This is a genomic window from Halopelagius fulvigenes (genome assembly GCF_055398025.1).
On the sequence record NZ_AP043846.1, the window covers coordinates 30,231 to 55,422 of the forward strand.

19 protein-coding genes, 1 tRNA gene and 1 pseudogene are annotated in these 25,192 nt (G+C 62.6%); 10 read left to right on the plus strand and 11 right to left on the minus strand.

Annotation, left to right across the window (positions count from 1 at the left end):
- Nucleotides 1-70 precede the first annotated feature (70 nt).
- The gene (locus ACZ522_RS04470) at nucleotides 71-1,276 is read left to right on the plus strand and encodes a methionine adenosyltransferase (protein WP_379695548.1); all 1,206 of its coding nucleotides are present in this window, start codon (nucleotides 71-73) and stop codon (nucleotides 1,274-1,276) included.
- A gap of 18 nt (nucleotides 1,277-1,294) precedes the next feature.
- On the opposite strand, the gene ppk1 is transcribed toward ACZ522_RS04470, so the two are convergent.
- Nucleotides 1,295-3,976: a polyphosphate kinase 1 gene (ppk1, locus tag ACZ522_RS04475; RefSeq protein WP_379695546.1), complete on the minus strand. Its 2,682-nt coding sequence runs from the start codon at nucleotides 3,974-3,976 to the stop codon at nucleotides 1,295-1,297.
- Nucleotides 3,977-4,166: 190 nt separating this feature from the next.
- Between ppk1 and ACZ522_RS04480 the strand changes: the two genes are divergently transcribed.
- The 4 genes from ACZ522_RS04480 (at nucleotide 4,167) to ACZ522_RS04495 (ending at nucleotide 7,239) form a co-directional block, all read left to right on the plus strand.
- Complete coding sequence (locus ACZ522_RS04480; RefSeq protein ID WP_379695544.1) at nucleotides 4,167-5,363, plus strand: tRNA sulfurtransferase; 1,197 nt, start codon at nucleotides 4,167-4,169, stop codon at nucleotides 5,361-5,363.
- A gap of 113 nt (nucleotides 5,364-5,476) precedes the next feature.
- Nucleotides 5,477-5,764, plus strand: a complete 288-nt coding sequence (locus tag ACZ522_RS04485; protein ID WP_379695542.1) for a hypothetical protein — start codon at nucleotides 5,477-5,479, stop codon at nucleotides 5,762-5,764.
- Between the two features lie 79 nt (nucleotides 5,765-5,843).
- Nucleotides 5,844-6,299 carry a DUF5804 family protein gene (locus ACZ522_RS04490; protein ID WP_379695540.1) on the plus strand — a complete coding sequence of 152 codons (456 nt, stop codon included), beginning with the start codon at nucleotides 5,844-5,846 and terminating at the stop codon, nucleotides 6,297-6,299.
- A gap of 40 nt (nucleotides 6,300-6,339) precedes the next feature.
- Nucleotides 6,340-7,239: an alpha/beta fold hydrolase gene (locus ACZ522_RS04495; RefSeq protein ID WP_379695538.1), complete on the plus strand. Its 900-nt coding sequence runs from the start codon at nucleotides 6,340-6,342 to the stop codon at nucleotides 7,237-7,239.
- Here the strand turns inward: ACZ522_RS04495 and ACZ522_RS04500 are convergent.
- Nucleotides 7,212-8,192 carry a PLP-dependent cysteine synthase family protein gene (locus tag ACZ522_RS04500; protein WP_379695536.1) on the minus strand — a complete coding sequence of 327 codons (981 nt, stop codon included), beginning with the start codon at nucleotides 8,190-8,192 and terminating at the stop codon, nucleotides 7,212-7,214. The two genes, ACZ522_RS04495 and ACZ522_RS04500, sit on opposite strands and share 28 nt — an antisense overlap.
- A gap of 165 nt (nucleotides 8,193-8,357) precedes the next feature.
- Here ACZ522_RS04500 and ACZ522_RS04505 point away from each other — a divergent pair, with 165 nt between their 5' ends.
- Nucleotides 8,358-8,744, plus strand: a complete 387-nt coding sequence (locus ACZ522_RS04505) for a thioredoxin domain-containing protein (protein WP_379695534.1) — start codon at nucleotides 8,358-8,360, stop codon at nucleotides 8,742-8,744.
- A gap of 28 nt (nucleotides 8,745-8,772) precedes the next feature.
- Here the strand turns inward: ACZ522_RS04505 and ACZ522_RS04510 are convergent, their stop codons facing one another.
- The gene (locus tag ACZ522_RS04510) at nucleotides 8,773-10,932 is read right to left on the minus strand and encodes a thioredoxin domain-containing protein (protein WP_379695532.1); all 2,160 of its coding nucleotides are present in this window, start codon (nucleotides 10,930-10,932) and stop codon (nucleotides 8,773-8,775) included.
- A gap of 185 nt (nucleotides 10,933-11,117) precedes the next feature.
- Between ACZ522_RS04510 and purD the strand changes: the two genes are divergently transcribed.
- Both purD and ACZ522_RS04520 read left to right on the plus strand, forming a co-directional pair.
- Complete coding sequence (gene purD / locus ACZ522_RS04515; RefSeq protein ID WP_379695530.1) at nucleotides 11,118-12,410, plus strand: phosphoribosylamine--glycine ligase; 1,293 nt, start codon at nucleotides 11,118-11,120, stop codon at nucleotides 12,408-12,410.
- Nucleotides 12,411-12,468: 58 nt separating this feature from the next.
- On the plus strand, nucleotides 12,469-13,014 hold the full coding sequence (locus ACZ522_RS04520; RefSeq protein ID WP_379695528.1) for an acyltransferase: 546 nt from the start codon (nucleotides 12,469-12,471) through the stop codon (nucleotides 13,012-13,014).
- Between the two features lie 21 nt (nucleotides 13,015-13,035).
- Here the strand turns inward: ACZ522_RS04520 and ACZ522_RS04525 are convergent.
- The 5 genes and pseudogenes from ACZ522_RS04525 to ACZ522_RS04545 form a co-directional block, all read right to left on the minus strand.
- Nucleotides 13,036-13,233, minus strand: a pseudogene (locus tag ACZ522_RS04525) (ATP-binding protein); the annotation flags it as partial.
- Between the two features lie 122 nt (nucleotides 13,234-13,355).
- Nucleotides 13,356-14,177 carry a mechanosensitive ion channel domain-containing protein gene (locus tag ACZ522_RS04530; protein ID WP_379695526.1) on the minus strand — a complete coding sequence of 274 codons (822 nt, stop codon included), beginning with the start codon at nucleotides 14,175-14,177 and terminating at the stop codon, nucleotides 13,356-13,358.
- Nucleotides 14,177-14,992, minus strand: coding sequence for a diadenylate cyclase (gene dacZ, locus ACZ522_RS04535; protein WP_379695524.1), 816 nt, complete (start codon nucleotides 14,990-14,992; stop codon nucleotides 14,177-14,179). The genes ACZ522_RS04530 and dacZ overlap by 1 nt, the downstream gene beginning before the upstream one ends.
- A gap of 352 nt (nucleotides 14,993-15,344) precedes the next feature.
- Nucleotides 15,345-16,427 (minus strand): DUF7972 family membrane protein, encoded by a 1,083-nt coding sequence (locus ACZ522_RS04540; protein ID WP_379695522.1) that lies wholly within the window; start codon nucleotides 16,425-16,427, stop codon nucleotides 15,345-15,347.
- Nucleotides 16,428-16,711: 284 nt separating this feature from the next.
- Complete coding sequence (locus ACZ522_RS04545) at nucleotides 16,712-16,906, minus strand: hypothetical protein (RefSeq protein WP_379695520.1); 195 nt, start codon at nucleotides 16,904-16,906, stop codon at nucleotides 16,712-16,714.
- Nucleotides 16,907-17,218: 312 nt separating this feature from the next.
- On the opposite strand from ACZ522_RS04545, the gene ACZ522_RS04550 reads away from it, so the two are divergent.
- Together ACZ522_RS04550 and ACZ522_RS04555 are read left to right on the plus strand one after the other, a co-directional pair.
- Nucleotides 17,219-18,400, plus strand: coding sequence for a type I restriction enzyme HsdR N-terminal domain-containing protein (locus ACZ522_RS04550; protein ID WP_379695518.1), 1,182 nt, complete (start codon nucleotides 17,219-17,221; stop codon nucleotides 18,398-18,400).
- An 856-nt stretch (nucleotides 18,401-19,256) separates the two neighbouring features.
- The gene (locus tag ACZ522_RS04555; RefSeq protein WP_379695516.1) at nucleotides 19,257-20,126 is read left to right on the plus strand and encodes a hypothetical protein; all 870 of its coding nucleotides are present in this window, start codon (nucleotides 19,257-19,259) and stop codon (nucleotides 20,124-20,126) included.
- Nucleotides 20,127-20,228: 102 nt separating this feature from the next.
- Here ACZ522_RS04555 and ACZ522_RS04560 read toward each other — a convergent pair whose 3' ends face one another.
- The 3 genes from ACZ522_RS04560 to ACZ522_RS04570 all read right to left on the minus strand — a co-directional run bounded on the left by ACZ522_RS04560 (nucleotide 20,229) and on the right by ACZ522_RS04570 (nucleotide 25,157).
- Entirely contained in the window at nucleotides 20,229-24,140 is a 3,912-nt protein-coding gene (locus ACZ522_RS04560; RefSeq protein ID WP_379695514.1) for an Eco57I restriction-modification methylase domain-containing protein, read from the minus strand.
- 21 nt (nucleotides 24,141-24,161) lie between these two features.
- The gene (locus ACZ522_RS04565; protein ID WP_379695512.1) at nucleotides 24,162-25,022 is read right to left on the minus strand and encodes a site-specific integrase; all 861 of its coding nucleotides are present in this window, start codon (nucleotides 25,020-25,022) and stop codon (nucleotides 24,162-24,164) included.
- 50 nt (nucleotides 25,023-25,072) lie between these two features.
- Nucleotides 25,073-25,157, minus strand: a tRNA-Leu gene (locus ACZ522_RS04570).
- Nucleotides 25,158-25,192: the final 35 nt, after the last annotated feature.

Genomic DNA, 25,192 nt, shown 5'->3' on the forward strand with positions numbered 1-25,192 from the left:
TTGATAGTAATTCTCGTGTCGCTAATCTTTTCCGCAAGTTATAGCATCACCGGTGAGGAACGACTGCACAATGACCGAACGGAACATCAGCATCGAGGCGGCGGACAGAACCGCCGTCGAGGACCAACAGGTCGAAATCGTCGAGCGAAAGGGTATCGGTCACCCCGACTCTATCTCCGACGGAATCGCCGAGAGCGTCTCCCGCGCCCTGTCGAATCTCTATCTCGACCGGGTGGGGAAGGTTCTCCACTACAACACCGACGAGACGCAACTGGTGGCGGGCGAGGCCGCGCCCGCCTTCGGCGGCGGCGAAGTCGTCGAACCCATCTACCTCCTCATCGTGGGTCGCGCGACGAAGAAGTACGACGGCGAACGACTCCCCGTGGACTCGGTCGCCCTGGAGGCCGCCCGCGACTACCTGAACGAGCACATCCCCGAACTGGAGTTCGGAACCGACATCGTCGTGGACGTGAAACTCGGCGAGGGGTCCGGCGACCTGCAGGACGTCTTCGGCGAGGAGAGCGTGCAGGTTCCGATGGCCAACGACACGTCGTTCGGCGTCGGCCACGCGCCGTTGACCGAAACCGAGGAGATAGTGCTGAACGTCGAACGCGAACTCAACTCGACGTACGCCGACGAGAACCCGCACCTCGGCCCCGACGTGAAGGTGATGGGCAAGCGCGAGGGCGACGAGATAGACATCACCGTCGCCGCCGCGATGATCGATTCCTACGTCGCCGACATCCAGGAGTACAAGGAGGCAGTCGCGTCCGTCGAGGAGTTCGCCGGCGAGGTGGCCCGCGGGTACACCGACCGCGAGGTGAACGTCGCCGTCAACACGGCCGACGACTACGACGAGGGCTCCATCTACCTCACCGTCACCGGCACCAGCGCCGAACAGGGCGACGACGGGTCCGTCGGCCGCGGGAACCGCGCGAACGGTCTCATCACGCCGAACCGGCCGATGAGCATGGAGGCCACCTCGGGGAAGAACCCCGTCAACCACATCGGGAAGATCTACAACCTGCTCTCGACGGACATCGCCGAAACCGTCGTGGACGAGGTGGACGGCATCCGCGACCTGCAGATTCGCCTGCTCTCGCAGATCGGTCGCCCCATCGACGAACCCCACGTTGCGGACGCGAAGATAGTCACCGACGAGGGCGTCGTCCTCTCGGACATCGAAGCCGACGTCGAGGCCATCGTGGACGACCGCCTCGCGAACGTCACCGACATCACGCGGCAGGCCATCGACGGCGACCTGACGACGTTCTGAGGGCCCGACGCCGCCTTTTCACTCGTAGTACCGCTCTAACAGCGACACCGCCGCGCGCTTCGTCTTCCGGTAGGCGCGCCCGCCGTCCGGCGTCCGAACCGCGTACGCGTAGCGGTCGCTGTCGGGGACGTACCACCGGTCGCCGTGGACGCGCATAGCCCGCGGGAGGTCGGAGTCCGCCGCGTCGGCGTCGGTGTCGGCGTCGGCGTCCGCCTCGGTGTGGCCGTTCTTCGCCGCCCCGGCGTCCGGTCCGTCGGCGGCGGACGCGCCCGTCGAATCGGTCGCACCCGTCGCGCCGGAGGAACCACCCTCCGCGCCCGAGGCGAAGACTGCACCGCCTCCCGACGCCGGGGCGGACTCCGCGCCCCTCTGCCCCGGGCCGACGGAAGTCTCCTCGGAGTCGGGCGTCGAACCGGGAGAGTCGGCGTCGTCGGCATCGTCGGCGTCGTCAACGTCGGCGGCGGGTCCGACGAGGAGTTCGTTCGGCGTGGCGGGGGAGTCGGGGAGGACTCCGCGCTCCGCGCCGGGCCGGCGGAGCGATTCGAGCGTCTGCTCCATCAGAATCGACTGCATGTTGACGACCGGTTCGCCGTCGCGGGGGTACTGCTGGTCGTAACTGCCGTCGGCGTTCATCGTCCACCGCTTTTGGTTGTCCGACATCGCCAGTTCGAGGACGAAGCGGAGTTGCGCGCGGATGTCCGGGTCTTCGACCGGCGCGACGGCCTCGACGCGGTTGTCGAGGTTCCGCGTCATCCAGTCCGCGGATCCGACGTACCACTTCGGGTCGCCCGCGTCACCGGCTTCGCCGGTTGCTCGCGAGGGCTCCGCCCTCGCGCCGTTTTCGAAGTAGTAGATGCGCGAGTGTTCGAGGAACCGATCGACGATACTGTGGACGGAGACGTTCTCGCTTATCCCCTCCAGGCCCGGCCGGAGGCGGCAGATGCCGCGCACCACGAGGTCGATATCGACGCCCGCCATCGACGCGCGGTACAGTTCCTCGACGAGTTCGGGGTCTTCGAGGGAGTTCACCTTGGCGACGATGCGGGCGTCCTCGCCGTTCCGGGCGTGGTGCGCCTCCCGGCGGACGAGGCGGGTGAACTGCTCGCGCATCGTGACGGGCGCGATGAGGAGCTTCCTGAACTCCTCGTCCAAGGAGGGGCCGGTGAAGAAGTTGAACACCTTCACCAGGTCCCGGCCGATGTCGCGGTCGGCCGTCAGGAGTCCGAGGTCCACGTACCCCTTGGCGGTGCCGGAGTGGTAGTTGCCGGTGGCGACGTGGGAGTACAGTTGCACGCCGTCGTCCTCCTCGCGGACGACGAGGGCGGTTTTCGTGTGCGTCTTCAGGCCGATGGTCCCGTAGGCGACGTGGATGCCCTCCTCTTCGAGGCGGCGGACCCACTCTAAGTTGTTCTGCTCGTCGAACCGGGCCTTCAGTTCGACCATCACCGCCACCTGCTTGCCGTTGTCGGCGGCATCGATGAGGCTCTGGATGACCTTCGAGTCCGAGGCGGTGCGGTAGATGGCCGCCTTGATGGCCAACACGTCCGGGTCGTTCGCCGCCTCGTCGAGGAACTCCTGCACCGTCTCGCCGAACGAGTGGTACGGGTGGTGCAGGAGGACGTCGCCGCGTCGAATCTCAGAGAAGATGTCCTCGGAGGCGTCGGGGCCTACGTCCGCCGAGGTGCCGACGCGTTGGAACCGCGGGTGCGGTTGGGGTGTCCACGGGTCGAGTTTCAGGTCCGGGCGGTCCAGCTCCGTCAGGTCCATCAGTTCGCGGAAGTCAAGCGGTCCGGGCAGTCGGAACACCTCGCGCTCGGAGATGTCGAGCTGTTCAACGAGGAGGTCCACCACCCGGTCGGACGCGCCCTCCTCTACGTCGAGGCGGACGGCGGTGGCGAACCGTCGCTGTTCGAGCACCTCCCGAATCATCTCGATGAGGTCCTCCGCCACCTCTTGGTTCCGCCGGACCTCCGCGTTCCGGGTTAGGCGGAACAGCGTCGTGTCCGCCACGTCGGCCTTCGGAAAGAGCAGATCGAGGTTCGAGCGGATTATCTCCTCTAAGAGGACGTACTCCTCCTCGCCGACTTCGACGAGTCGGGGGCGGTTCTGCGGTATCTTCACGCGCGTGAACGTCGGTTCGTCCTCGCCGTCGCGTTCGGTCAACACCGCGAGCGAGAGGCTCAGATTCGAGATGAACGGGAACGGGTGAGCCGGGTCGAACGCGAGGGGGGTGAGCGTCGGCAGGACGGACTCCTCGAAGTAGTCGCGCATCTCCGAGCGCTGACGGGCCGTCAGGTCGTCGTAGTCGTGGACGTGGACGCCCTCCCGCCGGAGGGCGGGGCGAACGTCTTCGAGGAAACACTCCGCCTGCGCGCGGAACATCGGTCTGGCCGTCTCCACCGCCTCCCGCCACTGCTCCTCGGGCGTTCGGCCGTCCGGGGTGGATTCGGTCACCCCGGCGTCCATCTGCTGTTTCAGACCGCCGACGCGCTTCATGAAGAGCTCGTCCATGTTCTTCGTGAAGATGGACAGAAAGCGCACGCGTTCGAGGAGGGGTTGCCTGTCGTCCAACGCCTCGTGGAGCACCCGCCGCTGAAACTCCAACTCGCTCAGTTCGCGGTTCAGGTAGTACCGCGGGTCGTCCAAGTCCACGTCCGGTTCCGGCGGGTCGTACGGGTCGGGGTGCGAGTTAGCGTCCATTGTGGAGGGGTACTGGGAGCCGTTGCCGCGGGCGAGGTCGTCGATCAGTTACGACCAATCCAGTCACATATTAAGAAGTTTATATTAGTAGACAGTTTGTCAAACGTAGTTGTCGGTACGTACATATTAAATATATAGAGAGTCCGTTCCGGGCAAAATCGGCGCGACCCGCGGACCGAGACGCTGATTGGTGGCCGCGGAGTACGGCACGGTAGTGAACGCCGAGAACGTCGTCGCGGTCGGGTACGGGGACTTCGGAACGAAGAGCAGCGAGGTGCGCGCGAAGATGGCGAAGCGACTCGCCGAGAGCGTCCGCGCCGCCCTCGCGGACGCCGACCTGCCGGGGACCGTCGAGAGGCGGTGGGCGCGCATCCTCGTCGAGACGGACGAGACGGACCCGGTCGCGGAGGTAATCGCCACCCTCCCGGGCGTCGTCTGGGCGCGGCCGGCGGTCCTGACCGACGCGACGGTGGACGCCGTCCGCGACGCCCTCCGGACGCTCTCGACCGAACGCGGCCACGGGTCCGACGAGTCGTTCGCCGTCGAGAGTCGCCGCGTCGGCCCGCCCTCGGCGCACCCGTTCTCCAGTCGGGACCTGAAGGTGGAGGGCGGCAGCGCCGTCCAAGCGGGAACCGACGCGCCCGTGGACTTAGACCACCCCGACCGGACGTACAGGGTCGAGGTGCGCGACGACGAGGCGTTCGTCTCCGCCGTTCAGATGGACGGACCGGGCGGACTCCCCCTCGGCACGCAGGGCCGCGCGGTGGTCCTCCTCAGCGGCGGCATTGACTCGCCCGTCGCGGCGTGGCGGATGATGCGCCGCGGGTGTTCGGTCGCGCCCGTGTACGTCGATTTAGGCGACTACGGCGGCGCGGACCACCGCGCCCGCGCGACGGAAGTGGCGACGACGCTCTTGCGGCGCGCGCCCGACGAGGACGTTCGACTCCACGTCGTCCCCGGTGGCGAGGTGGTGCAGGCGGTGGTGGACGAACTGCACGACACGCGGATGCTGTCGCTCCGGCGGGCGATGCTCGCGGCCGGCGAGGCGGTGGCCCGCGAGGTGGGCGCACACTCCGTCGTGACGGGCGAGTCCCTCGGGCAGAAGTCCTCGCAGACGGGCGCGAACCTCGCTGCCACCGACGCCGCCGTCTCGCTTCCGGTCCACCGACCCCTGCTGACGGCGGACAAGACGGACATCGTCGAGGAGGCGCGCGCCCTCGGCACGTTCTCGGACTCGACGCTCCCGGTGGGATGCGAACGGGTCGCGCCGTCGCACCCCGAGACGAACGCGACGGTGGAAGCGGTCGAAGCGGCCGAACCGGACGACCTCCTGTCGATGGCGCGGGAGGCGGCGGCGGACCGGTCGGTCGTCGACCTCGAACCCTGACCGGATCCGTACGGACGTCGATTATAATGTACGTTTCACTTCGTTCTGCAGCCTATAGCGTGAATAATAGGGGTAAAATGGATTTACGTGCGTTCAGTTCGTAGCCTCGCGCGATGTCACAGACGCGCCGCCCACCCCACGGTCGAATCGACTCCTCGTGGACCGTCAGGCAGGTGGTCCCCCGTTCATCGTGGCGGGTCGGAACGGAGACGTGTTCGGCGTGCGGCGGCACCGTGAACCTCGACGGCGACCACTATCAGGTGGAACTGGGCCGCGACAGGCGGCCCGAAGCGGGTTCGAAGCTGACGTACGAGCGACAACTGCTGTCGTTCTGCGACGAGTCGTGCGCAACGTCGTGGCTCGACGGTACCGCCGCCGAGCACCCCTCGGCCGACGAGTGAGCGTCCTGACCGCCGCCCGGAATCGACCGCAGATCGCCGCACCGCAACCGATTTAGCCGCCCGTCGTCAGGCTCAAAACGTGACGCGGGTTTGCTTCGTCGGGGCGCCCGAGGTGAACGTCCAGTACGAACTCCTCTCCCGCGAGACGGCGCGGGCCGCCCTCTCGACGTACGAGATACGCCAACCGTTCGCCAACTCCTTGGCGGTCGATACGGTGAGCGTCGGCGCCGCCGTCTCTCTCTGCAACGACCTCAACTGGTATCTCGTCCGCTTCGTCGAGACGGTCCTCGTCCGCGAACCGAGCATCAGCGACACCGAGTGGCTCTCTCGCCGCCTCGCGGAACGGGTGCGCGACGGCGAGGTCCGCCCGGAGGAGACGAAGGAGCGTCTCGCCGTCTACGGCCTCGAAGACGGCCGCCTCGTCGAACCGATGTACGTCACTCGGCGGCCCGACGGGACGGTTCCGACGTACGACCTCCGCGACGTGGAGGAGACGGTGGTCGTGCGCGTGAGCGACGACGAGTTCGGCAGGTGAGGCGGCGCACCTTTTTGTTCGGGCGGTCGTAGGCGAGTTCATGGCGGTTCCATACGGGGCGGAGTCGCGGGAAATCGAACTCGACGGCCTCCGCGTTCGGTATCTGGTGGCCGGTGACAGCGACGGCGACGGCGATGACGCCGACGCCGATGCGCCCACCATCGTCCTCCTGCACGGCGGCGGCCTCGACAGCGCGTCGCTCTCCTGGAAGGAGGTCATGCCCGCCCTCGCGAAGGACTTCCGCGTCGTCGCGCCCGACCTGCCGGGGTACGGCGAGAGCGACCCGCCGGAACGGACGCCGACGACGGACTACTACGTGCGCGTCCTTGAACGCTTCCTGTCCGCAGTCGGCGTCGAACGGCCCGTCTTGGTCGGCGTGTCGATGGGCGGCGGCGTCGCCGTCGGCTACGCACTCGAACACGCCGACGACGTGTCGGCGCTGGTCGCAATCGACGGGTACGGACTCGGCGGGTCGGTTCCCGGCGGCGCGTTGACCGCCGTCGTCTCGCGGGTGTCGTACCTGAGCGAACTCTCGTGGCGGGCCGTCGCGCGGAGTCGCACCGTCGCGTACTTCTCCGTCCGGGCGGCGGTGGCCTACGGCAACGTCTCGCCGACGCTCGTGGACGAGGTGTTCGCGGAGGCCAAGCGGAACGACGGCGACGCGTGGCGGCGATTCCTCCGGGCCGAAATCGGCCTGCGCGGGCCGAAGACGAACTACGTGGACCGACTGCCGGACGTGTCGGTGCCGTCGCTGTTCGTCCACGGCGAGGACGACAGGCTGGTCCCGCAGTCGTGGTCGGTCCGCGCGGGGTCTCTCGTCCCAGACGCGGAGGTGCGCATCTTACCGAACTGCGGCCACTGGCCGCCGCGGGAGAAGCCGAACCGCGTGAACGCGCTGATTCGACTGTTCCTTCAGTCGAACATGCCGGTGGACATGTAGCGCTCGCCGCTGTCCCAGAAGACGGTGACGACGAGGGGGCAGTCGGCGTCCGGGAGCGTCTCCGCTCTCGTCCCGCCGGACCCGTCCGCGACGACGGACCCGCCCGCCTCGCTTCGGCAGTCGGCGTCGGGGTCGGCCAGTCGTTCGGCGACGCGCCGCGCGGCGACGTTCGACGCGCCGGAGGACTGCCCGACGAGGATACCCTCCTCGCGGGCGAGGCGGCGACACTCGGCCTCGGCGGCGTCGAGCGAGACGGTCTCCACGCCGTCCAAGAGGTCCCTGTCGAGGTTCGGGCTGACGAAGCCCGGTCCCATCCCCTGGAAGTCGTCGTCGCCGGACTCGCCCGTCGAGAGCACGGCGTTCTCCTCGGGTTCGACGGCGACGATGTCCATCTCGGGGAACTCCTCGCGGAGGCGCCGCCCGATGCCCGAGAGGGTGCCGCCGGTGCCGACGCCCGCGACGAGTGCGTCCACGCTCCGCCCTTCCACCTGTTCGAGAATCTCCTCGGCTGTGGTGCGGTAGTGGGCGTCGGGGTTCGCGGGGTTCTCGAACTGGCGGAGTTGGGTCATCCCCTCGGCCTCCAGTTCGTCGGCGCGGTCCTTCGCGGCGGAGATGTCCCCCTCGACGAGTTCGATGTCCGCGCCGTAGGCGCGCATGATTTCGCGTCGCTCGGGCGACTTCGAGGCGGGCATCACGATGGTGATGTCGTACCCCTTGCTCGCGGCGGCCATCGACAGTCCGATGCCGGTGTTTCCGCTCGTCGGTTCGACCAGTTCGTCGCCCGGCGATATGGCCCCCTCGCGTTCGGCGGCCTCTATCATCCCCAGGGCCGGTCGGTCCTTCGCGGACCCGCCGGGGTTCTTCGACTCTATCTTCGCCGCCACGAGGGCCCCCGGCGGCGACGACACTCGGACCAACGGCGACCCGATGGTCTCGAGGATACTCGCGTCCATTACCGACGCGTAGGCGACTCAGACCGAAAACGATGGCGGACGAGGGCAAGACGCGCCGGATTCCGTGACGGCCGGCGAGGGAGGGGCGGTACCGAACCCGACCGGGACGGCGCGAACCTGACCGCGACCGCGCCGATTAAAGCCCTCGACCCGGTATCTCGCGGTATGGCCGACGCCGAGTCACAGACGTTAGAGACGATGGAGCCGAACCCGATGTGGGACGAGGAGTCCTACGAGGACGCCGTCGAGAGCCTCTCCGAGGACGGGTTGGTGTTCAAGGTGTGGGGCGGCGACTGGTGCGGCGACTGCCGGGGGCAACTGCCGGACTTCGGGGCCGCACTCGACGCCGCGGGCGTCCCCGAGGAGAACGTCCACCACTACCCCGTCGAGAAGGAAGACGACGGGAGCAAGGTCGGACCGAAGGTCGAGGAGTACGGCATCGAACTCATCCCCACCGTCGTCGTCGAACGTGACGGCGAGGAGGTCGCGCGGTTCGTCGAGGAGGAGGACGCCCCCATCGCCGTCCACCTCGCGGACCGACTCGGCTCGTAACGCCGTCTCCCGCTTTTTCGAACCCGCTTCAGAGGTCGATGTCGTCAACGTCGTCCAGCGACACGTCCGCGTCGCCCGCGCCGCCTTCGAGCCACGACAACGCCTCCTCGACGGAGTGGGCGGGCGCGGAGCACGTCCGCCCCTCGCAGGCGTAGATGGTCGGTTCGCCGTCGCGCGCCTCCCGGCCCTTCCACACCGGCGGCGCGTCGGAGAGGCCGAGCGTATCCAGCCACGGCCCGAGTTCGTCGTCCGTCGGCGGGCGAACCGAGAGGACGGCGTCGGGCACGTAGCGTTCGGCGAGCGTCTCGCGCCACGACTCGGGGAGTCCCTCCGCGGCGACGACGAGTTCCGTCCCGCCGAGGGCGCGCTTCTCGGCCGCGAGGGCGAGCGAGACGTGTTCGAGCGGTCGGCCGCGAATCCGGTCGCCGTGGGTGTCGATGACCGCGCCGGCGACGGACGAAAAGTCCGCCTCGGGGACGAAGGCGTCCAAATCGAGGAGAAGCGACGCCGCGACGCCGACGCTCGACGGCGTGGACTGGTCTTGGAGTTCCTGCGGGCGGGTGACGAGCGATTCGCCCTCCGCGGGCGTCATGTACAGCGTCCCCGCCTCCTCGTCGTAGAACTGGTCCACCAGCGTGCGCGTCAGGTCGAGGGCGAACGCGAGGTACTCGGCGTCGCCGGTCGCTTGGTACAGGTCGAACGCGCCGCGGGCGAGGAAGGCGTAGTCTTCGAGGTAGCCGTCGCCCTTCACGTCGCCGTCCTTGTAGCGGCGGGCGAGTCGCCTTTCCTCCCGGTCCCAGAGGCGTTCGCGGACGAACGCGAGGGCGTCCTCGGCGAGTTCGACGTACTCGTCGCCGAGGACGAGTCCGCCCTGCGCCAGCGAGGATATCATCAGGCCGTTCCAGCCCGCGAGCACCTTCTCGTCGCGGGCGGGTCGGACCCGTTCTTCGCGCGCCTCGAACAGCGCTTCGCCCGCTTCGCCGAGTCGTTCGTCCATCTCCTCCTCGGAGAGGCCGTACGACTCGGCGAGTTCGTCGGCCGTCGCCGAAATCGTCAACACCGTCGTCCCGTCTTCGAAATTACCCGACTCGGTGACGCCGTAGCGGTCGCAGAACAGGTTCGCCGTCGTCTCGTCGTCGAGTACCTCGCGGACCTGCTCCGGGGTCCAGACGTAGAACGTCCCCTCCTCGCCGCCGCTTCTGGCGTCTAAGGTGCTGTAGAAGCCGCCGTCGGGGTGGCGGAGTTCGCGGGCCACGAAGTCGAACGTCTCGCGGGCCACCTCGGCGTAGTCGTCGCTCCCGGTGAGTCGGTGCGCCGCGACGTAGACGCGCGGGAGTTCCGCGTTGTCGTACAGCATCTTCTCGAAGTGCGGGACGGTCCACGTCCGGTCGGTGACGTAGCGGTGGAAACCGCCGCCGACGTGGTCGTACATACCGCCCGCGGCCATCGCGTCGAGGGTTTCGGTGGCCACGTCTATCGCGTTCTCGTCGCCGGTGCGGACGTACGTCCGGAGGAGCGATTCGACGCGGCGGGCCTGCGGAAACTTCGGGCCGCCGGAGCCGAATCCGCCGTACTCTCGGTCCGCGCCGCGAACCGCCGCCGCCGCGACGGTGCCGAGGATCTCCTCGCCCGGCGCGTCGCCCGACTCCTCGGGCGTCGCTTCGAGGTTGTCCGTCAGCGCGTTCGTCCACTGGTCCGCGCGGTTCTCGATCTCCTCGCGGTCGGCCTCCCACGATTCGACGAACGAGCGTAGGAGGTCCATGAACCCGGGGACGTTCCCCCTGTCGGGGCGTTGCTCCTTCGGGAAGTACGTCCCCACGTAGAACGGCTTGCCCTCCGGCGTCAGGAAGACGGAGAGGGGCCACCCGCCGCCGCCGGTGACGAGTTGGCAGATGGTCTGGTAGATGCGGTCCAAGTCGGGTCGCTCCTCCCTATCGACCTTTATCGGGACGAACTCCTCGTTGAGGACGGACGCCACCTCGTCGTCCTCGAAGCTCTCCTCGGCCATCACGTGACACCAGTGGCAGGCGGAGTAGCCCACCGAGAGGAAGATGGGCTTGTCCCCCTCGCGGGCGGCCTCTAACGCCGCCTCGTCCCACGGTTGCCAGTTCACGGGGTTGTCCGCGTGCTGGCGGAGGTACGGACTCTCTTCGTCGTCCAGCCTGTTTCGCCCCAGAACGTCGCTCATGGGTGGGGGTAGGGGAGTGAGGGACTAAAGGGGCGTGGAGACGGCGACTCGTTCGGGCGTTCGAGCGGTCCGCCCCGTTCGGCCCGAGTGCGGCCGCCGCCCGACTCCCGTGCAACCCACGTTCGTGTTCATCTCGCGCTGTCCGAAGAGCAACTTTTACACTCTCGTGCATCGCGGTACCGCGTATGACCGAGACTGCGCTCCTCGTCGGCGGCGGCGGCCGCGAACACGCGATAGCCCGCGCCCTGACCGCGGATTCGGACTGCGAACTGTACGCCTGCGCGAGCAACCGAAACCCCGGCATCGCCTCGCTTTCGGCCGGGTTCGAGCAGATTTCGGAGACGGCGGCCGAGGACATCGTCGCCTACGCGGCGGACGTCGGCGCGGACGTGGCCGTCGTCGGCCCCGAATCCGCGCTGGAGGCGGGCGTCGCGGACGCCTTGGACGACGCCGGCGTCTACACCTTCGGCCCGAAGGCGGAGGAAGCCCGCATCGAGACGGACAAGGCGTTCCAACGGCGGTTCATGGAGGAGGAGGAAATCCCCGGATGCCCCGACTTCGCCGTCTTCGAGGACGTCGAGGCGGCGTGCGAGTACATCGACGAGTACGACGGCGACGTGGCGGTCAAGCCCGCGGGTCTGACGGGCGGGAAGGGCGTGAAAGTCACGGGCGACCAGGTGACGAAGGAGGAGGCCAAGGAGTACCTCCGCGAGTCGGAGTACGAGGAGATAGTCCTCGAAGAACGCCTCGTCGGCGAGGAGTTCACCGTGCAGGCGTTCGTGGCGAACGGCGAGGTGCACCCGACGCCCGCCGTGCAGGACCACAAGCGCGCCTACGAGGGCGACGAGGGGCCGAACACCGGCGGCATGGGGAGTTACACCGACGCCGCGCCGCAACTGCCGTTCATGACCGCCGACGACTACGCCGACGCGGTGGACGTTCTGGAGGCCACCGTCGAAGCCCTCCCCGACTACAAGGGCGTCCTCTACGGCCAGTTCATGCTCACCGCCGAGGGCGTGAAGGTCATCGAGTTCAACGCCCGGTTCGGCGACCCGGAGGCGATGAACACGCTGCCCGTGTTGGAAACGTCGTTCCTCGACGTGGTAACGGCGGCACGCGACGGCGAGGAGATTCCCCGACTGGAGTTCGCGGGGAAAGCCACCGTCTGTAAGTACGCCGTCCCCGAGGGTTACCCGACGGACCCCGACTCGGGCGCGAAGGTGACGGTGGACGAAGAGAACGTCGGCGACGCACTCCTCTTTTACGCCAGCGTGGACGCCCGCGAGGACGGCGTCTACACGACCACCTCGCGGTCGTTCGCCGTCGTCGGCGTCGCGGACTCCATCGAGGAGGCCGAGAAGCGGGCCGAGGAGGGACTGGCCGCCGCCGGCGAGGGCGTCCGCATCCGCCACGACATCGGCAGACCCGAACTCGTCCAGAAGCGCATCGACCACGCGGCGGAACTCCGCGGCGAGTAACGCCGCGTGGCGACGACGCCGGGCATGGCTTTTGTACCGCCCCCGCGAATCCGAGGGCGTGAGCGACGAGAGCGACGGGACGGACGCGGACTCCGACGGGCGGCGGCACCACCGGGTGACGACGCACCCGACGCCGGGACCGCTGAACTCCCTGCGACACTGGACGGACGCCAAGCCCCTCTGGCGCGTGACGCTGAACTACCTCCTCGTGTGGGTGGCCCGCGTCGCGCCGTTCTTCTGGCTGAAGAACTGGGCGCTGAGACGCCTCGGCGTCACCGTCGGCCGCGGCGTCTCGTGGGGTCTGGAGGCCACCCCGGACGTGTTCTGGCCCGAACTCATCACCCTCGGCGACCACGCCGTCGTCGGCTACGACTCGGTGATCCTCTGCCACGAGTTCCTGCAGGACGAGTACCGGACGGGCGAGGTGGTCGTCGGCGACAGGGCGATGATCGGCGCGAAGGCGGTGATACTGCCGGGCGTCCACGTCGGCGAGGGCGCACAGGTGGCCGCGAACTCCCTCGTCACGCGGGACGTGCCGCCGAATACGACCGTCGCGGGCGTCCCGGCGCGGCCGATGGGCGGAGGAGACGACGAGAGCGACTGACGGGGCGACCCGCGGCGACGGTCAGGGCCGTTCGAGTCGGACGTTGAAGACGGCCCCGCGGGGGTCGTTGTCCCCGACCCAGATGTCGCCGCCGTACCCGCCGAGAACGCTGTCCGCGAAGAAGAGGCTGATTCCGGTGCCGTGGTGGAGTTGGTCGAACTCCTTGCGGCCGAAGACGAGGTCGCGTTGCGACTCGGGGACGCCCGGGCCGTTGTCCGCGGCGGAACGTCGTTGTGGGGGTATTTCACTTTCCGGGGTACTTCGGTACCGACCGATACCTCGCTGCGGCGCGTCGGTTTTCGGCGGACGGTGCGTCGAGAGCGGAGGCGCGAGAGGCGGCGTTACGACCGGACGCGGACGATTCCTTCCTCGAACACCTTCTGGTTCGGGAGGATGTACTCCTCGTCGTCCGTCTCGATGCGGGTGACGAACAGGTCCACCTCTTGGACGATGCCCTTCGTCTCGCCGACGCGGATCCGGTCGCCTATCGCGTACGGTTGGTTCAAAAGCAGGAACGTCCCGGCGGCCCCCGATTTCAGCAGGTCCGCGAACGCGATCGCGGCGAACACGACGAGTGCGAACAGGTACGCCGCGAGGGCGACGACCAACGCCTCCGTGGCCACCCGGACCTGCGAGAGGGCGATGAGCGTCGCCAGAAAGAAGATGGTGTACTTGGCGATAGCCGGGATGATGCCTATCTGCGGGAGTTTGACGCCGCGCAGTCGCTCCGTGATGAGCAGTTCCACCTTGTCGCCGACGAGGATGCCGATGATGAGGATGACCACCGCGAAGAACAGCATCGGGAGGAACCCCACGACGCGACTCCAGAACTGATTGGCGTAGTCCACGTCGGACAGGGAGAGGGCGGCCAACACCGCGACGCCGATGACGAAGTAGCGGACGAGCCACCCCAACAGCTCTACCGTCGACGTGTCGAAGTCGCGCGCGGTTCGCTCGAAGGCGGTCCCCTCGATGGCCTCGGGGATGCCGAGTCCGTCGAGGACGCGCCGGGTGAGCGACCCGAGGACGAACGCGATGACGACGCCCACGAAGAGGACTGCGAGCGCCAACCACGCGTCCCTCGGGACGGCGTTGAACAGTTCTCCGAGGACGAACCCGTTGCCGTTGCCCGTCCCGGCCTGTGCGAGTGTCGCCCCGGCCATCAGTGCCCCTCCGGGTCGATTTCGAGAATCATCTTCCCGCCCTTGAACGCCCGAACGAGGCCGTCGGACTCCGAGAGGACGATGGACGTCGCGTTCGTGTCGCGGGTTATCGCCGCGCCGGACATGTGGCGCGCGCCGAGACCCTTGGGGATGTCGACGCCCTCGGCGGACGGTTCGAGGTAGCGGTACGCGCTGACTATCTTCCCCGAGTCGGAGATGACGAACGCGCCGTCGAGGCGGGAGAACTCCTTGAGCATCACGTTCACGATGGGGTCGCCGACGTGGACGTGGGACTTCTCGAAGGGGTTGTACGAGAGCGGTCGGGACTTGTTCATCACCTTGCCGGCGTCGCCGACGACGAACAGTGCGCCGACGGGCTTGCCCTTCTGGCCCTTCTTCCCGAGCTCTATCGCCACCTCGAACACGTCGCGGATGACGCTCGGGTCCGCGCGGGAGTTCGCGAACAGGTCGAAGATACCCGACCGCATCCCCTCGCTGACGCGGACGCGGATCACCGAGTCGATGTCGCCGTCGAACACCGAGACGCTACAGGCGACGGCGTCGCCGTCCTCGACGAGTCCGTGTTCCATCGCGCCCTCGACGCCGAAGCGGATCCGGTCGCGGACGTTGTCGAACTCCAAGGGGAGTTGGACGTACGTCTCGGCGTCGACGACGTTCTCCGGCGCGACGACCACCACCGGGACGTCGGGGTCCGCTTCGACGAAGCGTTCGTAGAACGAACTGCTGGGGGAGAACAGGAACAATCCGTCCACGTTCTCGACGAGATCTCCGAGGAGGTCCGATAAGGCCGCCATCGTTGATACGTCAGCGCCGGTGTGAAAAAGAGTTGTGGGCTGTTCTCAACAGTGAGAGTCAGGGAGAAGTCGGTAGCGCGGCCTCCGCTCGGCCGATCGGCCGTTTCGGGAGTTCTCCGCGTCGAAAGTCGACGAAGCGGACGAGCGCTCGGCGGTCACATCGCCGGCCGGACGCTCCGGTCGAGGTGGAACAGGTTCTCGGGGATCCACTCGGCTTTGCTACCGGCCAGTCGGTCGTGCGTGGGACCGGAGTCCGACAGGCGACTCCCAGAGGACAGCGGTGAGCGATACGCCAACACCGACAGAAAGCGGAGGAGTAGGGGAGCCGCCGGTCACCACCGCTGTCCGCTAGTTAGCGACCGTGACCAGGGCCGTCTTCGGTTCGTTCCCCCTCTTTCCCCGCGTCGAACGGCCCGACGAAGAGCGTCGATCGTGACATCGCCGCGAGGCGGAACACGTAGGAGATGAGCAAGACGAACGGTGCGAGAGCGACCGACACCGCTCCGCTGACGAACAGAAGGCGCCTTTCGATTCCGAAGGCCTGTCCGGGGAAGACCCCCGGCCCGTAAATCTGGGACGCACAAAACGTCAGGATAATCGCCGGCAGGCCGGTGTAGAGGAGTCCCTCGGAGAGGCGGATGTACTCTTCCCGGATGTAGACGGTCTTCAGGTACTCACGGGCGACCGTGTACTGTCGCAAGAGTTCGCGCATCTCGTCGAACGCCTCCGTTACCGGGTCCGTGAACGAATCGTCGTGGGTCTTGCTGATACGGCGAATGGACCATATCTTCTCCGAAATCGAAAACCGCAGCGCTGCCGATATCACGTCGAACTTCCCGAACCGACCGGAGGAGAGGAGCGGAGAGACGCTCTCCGCTTCGTCGATAGCCCTGCGCGTGAACGCGGTAGTTTGCCGTTCGAAGGCTCGGTCACCGGTACGGGACGCTCCCTCTTCGAGGTGCCTCGCTTGGTCGTCGATGGCGTCGAGCAGTGCCGCGAGAAACGCTGCCGGAGAGGTGGGGCTCACCTCCATTCCCACGCGGTCTTCCACCTCTCGCCGCAGGTCGATCGACTGGTCGAAGCGTTCCTGTTGGTCACCCACGGGCCCCAGTCCGGGCGAGAGAACGAGTTGGTTGATCGAGAGGACGATGACGACGACCGAAACTATCGCCTTCAACAGTTCGACCAGAACGGTCCCCGGCGAAACACCCTCCGTCAAGAAGGCTCGGACGGGGACGGGGCCGAACGAACCGATAAGAACGATCGCGACGAAACTCGCGCTCAGAAGGCTCAGCGCCACAGCGTAGCGGTTCGCATCGAGTAGAAACCATCTCTTCGTTCGAAACAGTCGGCGCTTGGCGGTGTTCCGCGGCGGAGCATCGAACGTGGCATCGTCGATTTTCCGAATCGGTTGAGACGAACCCTCGTCGGGCATACTACTTCGGAAACGAACCCCGTACCATTGGACCTTCGGGCGGCCGTCCCTTCACCGTCGAGAGAGGGCGGGTCCGGGAAGTCGACGAGGCGGCTTGTCGCCCTCCCTGGTGGGACGGCGGTCCGTACGGCGGACTCGTGCTCAGTATTCGGGCGTTCGTCCGGCATCGGCTGCTTTTTCGGTCAAACGAGGCGAGAGAATACCGGGACGGCGGAGCCGTCGAAGCGTGTGTGACCGGATTCGAACCTCGGTGTTCATCTCCGACCCGACGCCGCCGGACGGACTCAACACCGCTCACCCCAGTCCCGCCAGTCGTGGGTGTCGTGCAGGTGAGCCTCGATTTCGATTCCGCACCCCGAACAGTAGAACGCACCCCCCTGATAGCCGGGTTGGAACTCCTTCTCCTCTCCGTGTTCGGAGCACCGTACGCGGATTCCCCGTTCCGGCCCGTCCGGCCGTTCGATTTCGTACGTGGTCATCGGTCACTACTACCAGACCCGATGGTAATACCCTATCGTGCGGAAGCGTGAGAGTCACGGGACCGGATTCGAATTGGTGGGCCAGATGGGACCATGGCCTAAACACCCTAGGCCATTACTCGACACCTTGGAGTGGCTATTCCCATCTTCACCTCGGCATCACCAATATAACCGGTAACTGTTATGATCGCTTCTCCAAGACAGCGCCAGTTGCTATTCCTGTCCTTACTAATCCGAAGGGGGCGCTGAGGGTTGGTTCAAAGGATCGAAACCCACCACATTATTTGTAAACGCTGGAAAAACAGCCATGGTATGGATCAGGACGAGGTTAATGAGTACGTCCAGAGGTCTCTCCAACTCATCGAAGCCTCACCCCAAATGGACGAACAGAATACAAAGGTACGCCTCGTCCAGCCGTTTCTCGAACTCCTTGGGTGGGACCTCTATTCCACGGAGGTCGAACTGGAATACACGATTCCGATGGCCAGCGGTAGTACGCATGTAGATTACGCTCTGCTCGTCGGAGAATCCCCCGTCGTATTCGTTGAAGCGAAGCCGGTGCGTTCGGACCTCACCGAGAGCGAGGTCCGTCAGTTGAAGAGTTATATGCGACAGGAACTCGACGTAGATTGGGGTATTCTGACGAATGGGAAGGAGTTCGAGGTCTTGACCAAAGGGAGAGATGCGACCAACGGAGAGGAGGTGTCGGTCGTCCGCTTTAGCCTCCAAGACCTCACCGAGAATCCGGGAGTCTTAGAACTGCTCTCAAAAGAGTCGATTCGGTCGGGAAAGGCAGATGAAATCGCAGAGCAAGTCGCCCAGACTAACAGAGTCATCAGCAACCTCATCGAGGAGGAAGACGAAGTCGCTGACGCGGTCTCAGAAGCAGTTGAATCAGAGGTCGGAGAGTTCCCGATGGACCTCGAAGAACAGGCACGAGAGTTCGTTCAGAGCCTGGTCTCTGCTCTCCGAGAACAGCGACGGTTCGTGAGTGAGAATCCACCGTCGAAAACCGATGACCCTCCAACTACCTCATCGGGTGAATCAGATGCTCTACAACCGCGGGCAAACAAAGTCGTGGGTAAAATTTCTCGGGCAGAAATCGAAGGGAATCCAGATGACGAAGTTGCCGTATTTCCAATGCAAGAATCCGGGTTGGTCTTTTTGAAGGAAAATGCTGCGTGGGGATTCGTCAGAGTTGGACGTGACATAAACTACGTTGCAATGTATCAATCAGGCGATGTCGGAGAAGTCCGGTATTTTGCCGAAGTAGATGAACTTGTGGACCCCTTTGAAGCGGACTTAGAGCGTTCACCTCTCGGTTACGGGGACAGAGAGAGCATTGAGGACGGGAAAATGGTCGTGAAGTTCAAGCCGGGAACGTTGCGTGAACTCGAAGACCCGGTTCCGTTTGAATCGAAGTATCCACAGGCCCTTCGGTACACAACCCTCGGGAAAATAAGGGAGGCAGAGACGACTGATGACCTCTTTTGAACAGTGGTTGCACCTCTACTGAGAATCGAAGCGTAGTAACCCGATGAGGCCATCACCGTTACGTCTACTCGGTTAGCGCATCCTCTGCCTTTTCACGAAGATGCTCTGCCCTTACTCGAACAGTTGGATACCGAGTTTCGTCGTCCTCTATCTCGTTCATCTCGTCCAGTAAGAATGCGGTCTCTTGCGGGGTGAGTTCCATGCAATTCCTTCGAGTGAAGGGCCTTAACCCTGACATTTGATTCTTTGAGTATTCTGCATCGCTCGCTTGCTTCGGCGACCGAATATTACGCAGTATCCTTCTGGTGGAACACCGTGTTCGAAGAACGTGCTGTAGTAACGAGCAGGGTCATCGGATTCCTACTCGAAGTATTCTAACGAGTAGTTCCCTGAGGGGATACCCTCTGTAGTAACCTTAGAGTATGTATGAGACACAGGTGACACACCTAACTGGAATCTCCGATAGTCTATCCGATGACCTCGGCAGCAGAACGCGCAGAGCGCGCGCAAATTGCCACAGTCGCGACCGACCGAATTGAGAGTGTGTTTAGTCACGAACGGATGGAAGCCATCTCCAATCGAACGAGAATCTCTCACGGGGACCTCAACGAAGAGGTGGGGGTTAGCACACGAACGGGAAAGGGGGGCGCGAAATTTGGTAAATCGGCCTCCCCTATTTTCAATAAAATTGGCTACGATTTTTACCGTTTTACTCCTAAGGTTAGCGGAATGATTCGCTCGTTGGAATTAGGCAAGACAAGTCTGCTAAGCGGCAGGGGTTCTTAGAGAGGACTACACGCTAACTTAGAGGCTGCCCAATCAGACATATTTTCACCATGAATGTAAAATATGGAACATGGCTAACAGACTAATTTCACGGGGGGCCATATCTATTGCCCTCTTAGCAGTTATGGGTTCAGCGTATATATTACTCCAAGTATTCCAAAATGAGGGATACTCTTCGGGAGTAGCCTCTGGAATCGCTACATTAGGATTGGTTATCGTCACGATAGTGTATGCTTGGTCTACTGGTAGACTCACACTCCTTACACAAGAACAGGTAAAAGCCACAAAGGCAGCGTATGCACCAAATTTGAATGCCTCAGTTAACTTCTCTGGGGACAAACTTGAGGCTGAAATCAAAAATACTGGGAATGGACCTCTAAAATCACTAACTTTAGATTTTGATATCGTACATAATCAGACACTCTACCGATATAGAGCCAATTTCGAATCTGATGTAGGTCCAACATCGTCAATAACAACTCCTGGAGATGAGAAGGTTATTCTCACTCCTAAATTTAGAGTCAAGGTAGTTGAAGAAAAGAAGGATATATGGGAGAAAGTGAGGTCCTTTGTTAATGGCGACTTCCAGACCTCAGTTACAGGACTGGCAAATGACAAGAAGTACGGGGACTTAATTCAGGATTTGCGTCCAGGTGAGGTTAACCTGGAGGAGGCATACCTACCAATATACGTTACATTTAGATATACGGATATTCTGGAAGAAAAACAGTATACAGAAAAGGAGATGCAGGGTCAGGCAGCCTCATTAAGAGAAGATTCTTTAGGCGATTCAATTTCTGGTGCTTACGGGTTTATGTACTCTACCTACGATTTTCCAGACACACGTAAAGAATATCTTCGAAATGCTATATTCGGAGAGGGGGATGGCTACACGAATAAATCCACATACGAGGAGACAATTGAGACAGAGAGCGTGTGAGGTAGAGTCGGCTCACATTATTGGGTTGGGAATCCTGTATTTTGACCCCCTTCAACGGACTGCTGAACCCAGCGCGATAATCGAATATACAAACAAGCAGAATTAGAATACTTCCAGGTAGTCCTCTACGACTTGGCGCTCGTTATCCGTGAGGTCGAATAACTGGTATACTGCATCATCAATCTCTGCTTCAAGTTCGTCAATGTCCGTCTGTTCAACCTCCACCCGGTCGTCTTCCAGTCGAGTCAGTAGTTCCTCTACGCCGTTGTCGCTCTGTGGGATTGGAATAGTCGTCTCCTCACCACTCTTGACGTTCCGACCGTTCACGGCGGCGTGAACGTACTCCGCTCGCATCTTCCGGGCCTCGCGGTCATCGGAATACATCGCAGGGTGGCTAATGGTGTCGGACCGTCCGGCTTGCACCGTGAAGTCCCCCTCTACATCACCCTGCACGTCGGCGTTCACCGGATACCGGCGAGTCTGCCACTCGTAGTTGATGTAATCGAGTTCTCCGTCATACTCGCCAAGGTACGCCTCGGGGAAGCGATTGGTCTTGCTGTCGAGGTCGATAGTTTCGACTATTTTCTCGGCCTTCTCGCGCATCAATCCGAAGACGCCAGCAGTGTCGTCAGTGACGCAGGGAAGTTTCTCGACGTATTGGGACCGGTACTCGTAGTAGCCACCCATCTTGACCGTCGTGATGTGTTTGAAATAGAAGTCGATAGCCTTCGAGTTCAGTTGGCAAGCCATCTCCTCGGTGAGGTCACGGTACGGCTTGTCCAACTCAATACCGTAGGCAGTTTTGAAGTACCACATCCCATCGCTATCTATCATAAACCGCGAGTTTTTCGAGATATGAGCGCCGATTATTTTCGGCTTCTCGAACCGTTCGTGACTCTTTGGGTAGATGAAGGCATACCAGTCTTCTCGACTGTCCATCCGGCCACTCTCACGGCTTTCTAACTTTCCTCGGTGAGCCTCAAAATACTGCCACGTCAGCGGAAGTTCTTGTTGTAGATACTCGGCATCGTATGCCTTTGTGGTCGCTTCATCTCCCTCTCCTTCGACATAGTGGGGGAGAATAACATGAAGGCCTGACCACTCTCCCCGCCACCGCTCAACGTCTTTACCCTTTAACCACGGACACAGCAGGTCTGTCTCAATTTCGTATTCTTGATTTTCGCCTGTGGGAACGACCCTGACAGTGTCTCCACCATCATCCGGCTCAATACGGTCAGCATTGACCGGTTTGACCAAATAAACCTTGTTTGCACTTGTTTGTGTTCCTGCGAAGATTGCGTCGGTGATTTCTCCGAAGTTGTCGGTGCTACGGGACTCCAATTTCTCGAATACTTGCAACTCCTCGGGAGGCATAAACGGCCAATATCCTTCCTCCGAGAGTTTCCTTTGCGGGAAGTCGAACACGTCAATGAACTCGTCACTGTATCCCGACTCACCCCGATGCTCGCGTACCGACTCAATGACGGCCTCGTCTACTTCCCGGTCATTCTCCTCGTCCGTGTTCGCCTTTACACGGACACACCGAATCTGGTTCTCTTGGCGGGCGGCCTCATCGGATTCATCCTCAAGGATTACGATGGCGGGGTAGTTGGTCGCGTCCTCGAACACTCCAGAGTCACGGAAGTCGTAGAGTTCCTGAATACGGCTGTCTTCGAGCAGGACCTTCCGCAGACCCTCGCCGTAATCCGTGACCATGAACTGATTTGGGGTAATGAATCCGAGTTTCCCCGTGTCCGCTCTTAGCCAGTCGAGGCCGCGCTCGTAGAAGGGACAGTAGATGTCGTAGTTCCCGGTTGTCGCGTCGTATAGGCGACTCATCATCTCCTTCTGCTTGTCCGGCAGGTTTTGGATTCGGACATACGGTGGATTTCCGACCACGTAGTCGTACTCCATGTAGTTCTTGACGACCAAGGCCAAGACCGTGTCCTCGAACATCTTGAACAGCCGACCGTCGTTGTGTTCTTCTTTGAGGTAGCGAACGTTCTCCAGCATATCGTTCACGTACTCCTCGAAGAAGTCCTCTAAGCCGTCGTACTCTTGAGAAGTGTACCGGTTGATGCGGGATTCAAGTCCACCGCTGTATGTCCAATCCCAATCAGCGGTATCGTCGAACTCTGCCATGTGGTCTTTGACGGTGTCCAATACACCTTGCAGGGCCGCGAAATACTCCCCGAAGTTCTGTACATCCGTCTCCGCTCGAATCGTCGTGTAGAGCGGCATACGGACTCGACGGACGAGGAATCCAGCCTCGGTTTCTATCCCGTCTTCCTCGTCCACTTCGACCGGGAGCGGAACGGGGACCATGACCTCCTTCTCGTCTTCATCCCACGCATCGAGCGGCGACTGCCAACTCTCGGCGTCTCCGGTCCCCAAGTTCACCCCGGAGAGTTTCCGCTCGTTTCGGAGCGAATCAGTTCGGTAGATGGGCAGCCGACGCAGGGTGAAATTGGGATTACTTCGTTTCGCTTCTCGGTAGGCGGGTAACACTGCGACGACGAAGCGAATCTGTGCCATGAGGACGGCGAACGGATGGATGTCGAGGCCGACGATACGAGGACGGGTACAGAGGTCACGGAGACGCTCCTCCCAATCAGGATTCTCTTCGTAGCGATATATGTCCTCAATATACCGCTCTACAGCCTCCACGAGGAACGTCCCTGACCCACAAGCAGGGTCAATGAGTCGCTTGTTAGAGACACCGCGCTCGTAGCCGACGCCATCCATGATGTAGTCGATGACTGGTTGCGGTGTGTAGAACTCTCCGAGTGCCTTTCGCGTCTCCGGGTCGAAGTACCGTTGGTAAAGGTCCCCAAGCAGGTCGCCTTCGACGTTAGAAAAATCGAACCGAAGGATATTGAAAAACACCTCTGCAACAGCTCGACTGAACCGGTCTCGGGTAGCCGCACTAATCCGTTCAACACTGCCTGTACCCTCTGCGACAGCAGCGAACTGATTCGCGCCAGTCGCGTGTTGTCGGGAAAGTTGTTCCACGTACCCGTCGGTCCACCAGACAAAAATGTCGTCTTGGAACAGACCTTCGACTAACTGTTCCTGCATATCGTCAATGAGGTTATCCGCTGCGACCGGGAAAGCGTCAAGGTTGATAGAGTCACTAAAGCCCTGAAGTCCATGGAAATAGTCCTCCATCCCATTGTACCCGGTTCCTTCGAAGAATTCGTGGTCCTCGGTCGCCTTCGTCAGAAGCAACCGCGCGAGCATGGCGTGAGCGCTCTCCAAGCAGAACATGAAATCACGCAGTGATTGCTTTCCGTCGATGAACGGGTCCCAAGAGTCGGGGACTTCGTCTGGTTCGCTTGCGTAAGTTGCTTCCCAAAAGTCGTACGCCCCCTTCACGAACTTCTCTTCCTCTTCGTCACGGAGTTCATAGAGAAGGTCCATCATTCCCGTGACGAGGTCCGCGAAGGGGCTGTCTTCTTCGAGTCGGAAGGTGTCAAAGAAGTGAGCCTGTCCGAGTTCGGCTTGCTCGTCTAATGGGATGGGGTCGAGGTTAGACAGAAATCGGTTCACGTGGTCCGGGTTCGTGAGGTCGAAGTTCCGTTTTCGGAGCGAACTGACGAGGTCACGAGCGTCGCTTTCGGTTGCCGAGTCGAGGGGGATAATCAGGATAGGAGAAGATTCTCCACGACGATAGAGCCTCAATTGTTCTCCGTTGGTCAACACGCCGAACTCGGCGCGGAGGTAGTCCATATAGTGGAACAGTTGCGACTCGTGAGGCGGCAGGTCACGACCGGTTGTCTTGAACTCGTAGACTGCTGTAACCGCCTCGCTTGAATCGAGAGTGATGTAATCGGGCCGCCTGTCGTCCGGAAGCGTGAACTCGCTACGAATGTCTGTCCCGGTTCCCTCATAGTCAAGTGCGTCATAGAACTCGTGTTCTAAGAATAGATTTTCAACGTCACGCTCGCTCATGTCGCCATTGACCTGTCCGGCGATAGCTTGGAGCGAGTTATGTAGAGCCGAGGCGTCTGCCATTAACGGCCTCAACTCAATAGGCTATGATAAAAGTAGCCGAGATAGCGCAGTTGCAGTTCGCTCCGTGAGGCTGACGGTCCAGTTGCCCTCGTTCTTCGAGGACTCGTCTTTCGGGATACGGAGAATCCCGTTCTTCGTATCTACCCACTCCGTCCGAGCGTTGCGAACCTCGTTGGGCCGAAGACCGGCATCAAGGCTGGTCCAGACGAGGGACGTGATTTCCCAGCCGTTCACCTCGCCCCAGTCATCGCGTGTCACCTCGTCGTAGGGCTTACCGAGTGCGTTCGAGATGTAGAGTTTCCACCTGTTGCACTCCTCTGCGGAGAGGGAATCGTAAGCAGGGATGTTTCCCTCGTTGAGGGCCGCCTGCCGGATAGCGCGGCGTTCTTCGCGTGTGAGGAAGTCCTGTGGCTGGTGGTTGCCGCCGGACCCGTCGAACGAGTACTCGAACTCCCACTCGTCGTACCCGTACTCGTGGTGGAGCCACTTCGAGAGGTGCTGGAGTCCTTCCTGCGCCTTACCCTTCATCACCTGACTCTTGTCGGAGAACGCCAACCAGTCCATGTAGGCGGCGGCGTCATCGGATTGAGGCGGGTATCTGTACTCGTTCTTCTGCTCCCATAGCCACAGGTCGAAGCGCGCAGTTCGGTACGCCGTGGAGTAAACGGTGTACGGAGAGTACCCTTCGGCCTTCTCGGGGGTCTTCCCAACCTTCAACAGCCATGACAGGAACCGGACTCTCCTGTCTTTGTAGTCTACAAGTTGCTTCTCGTTCAGCGCCCGGTCGTGCGATTTCGGCACTACGGGGATGGGGCGTTCGATGTCCAACTTCCTGTTGGTGAAAACGTTACAGCGCGAGAGCGTGATTGGCAGGTCTTCCATTGTGGGTCTCCTGCCGAAGTGAAAATCGCAAGACGCGGCGGAGCCGCGTATGCGCGGGACCGGATTCGAACCGGCGGACCCCTATGGGACAGCGTCCTAAGCGCTGCGCCGTTGGCCAGGCTTGGCTACCCGCGCGCACTCCCTGCTAGCCCCATCGAGACAATCAAACT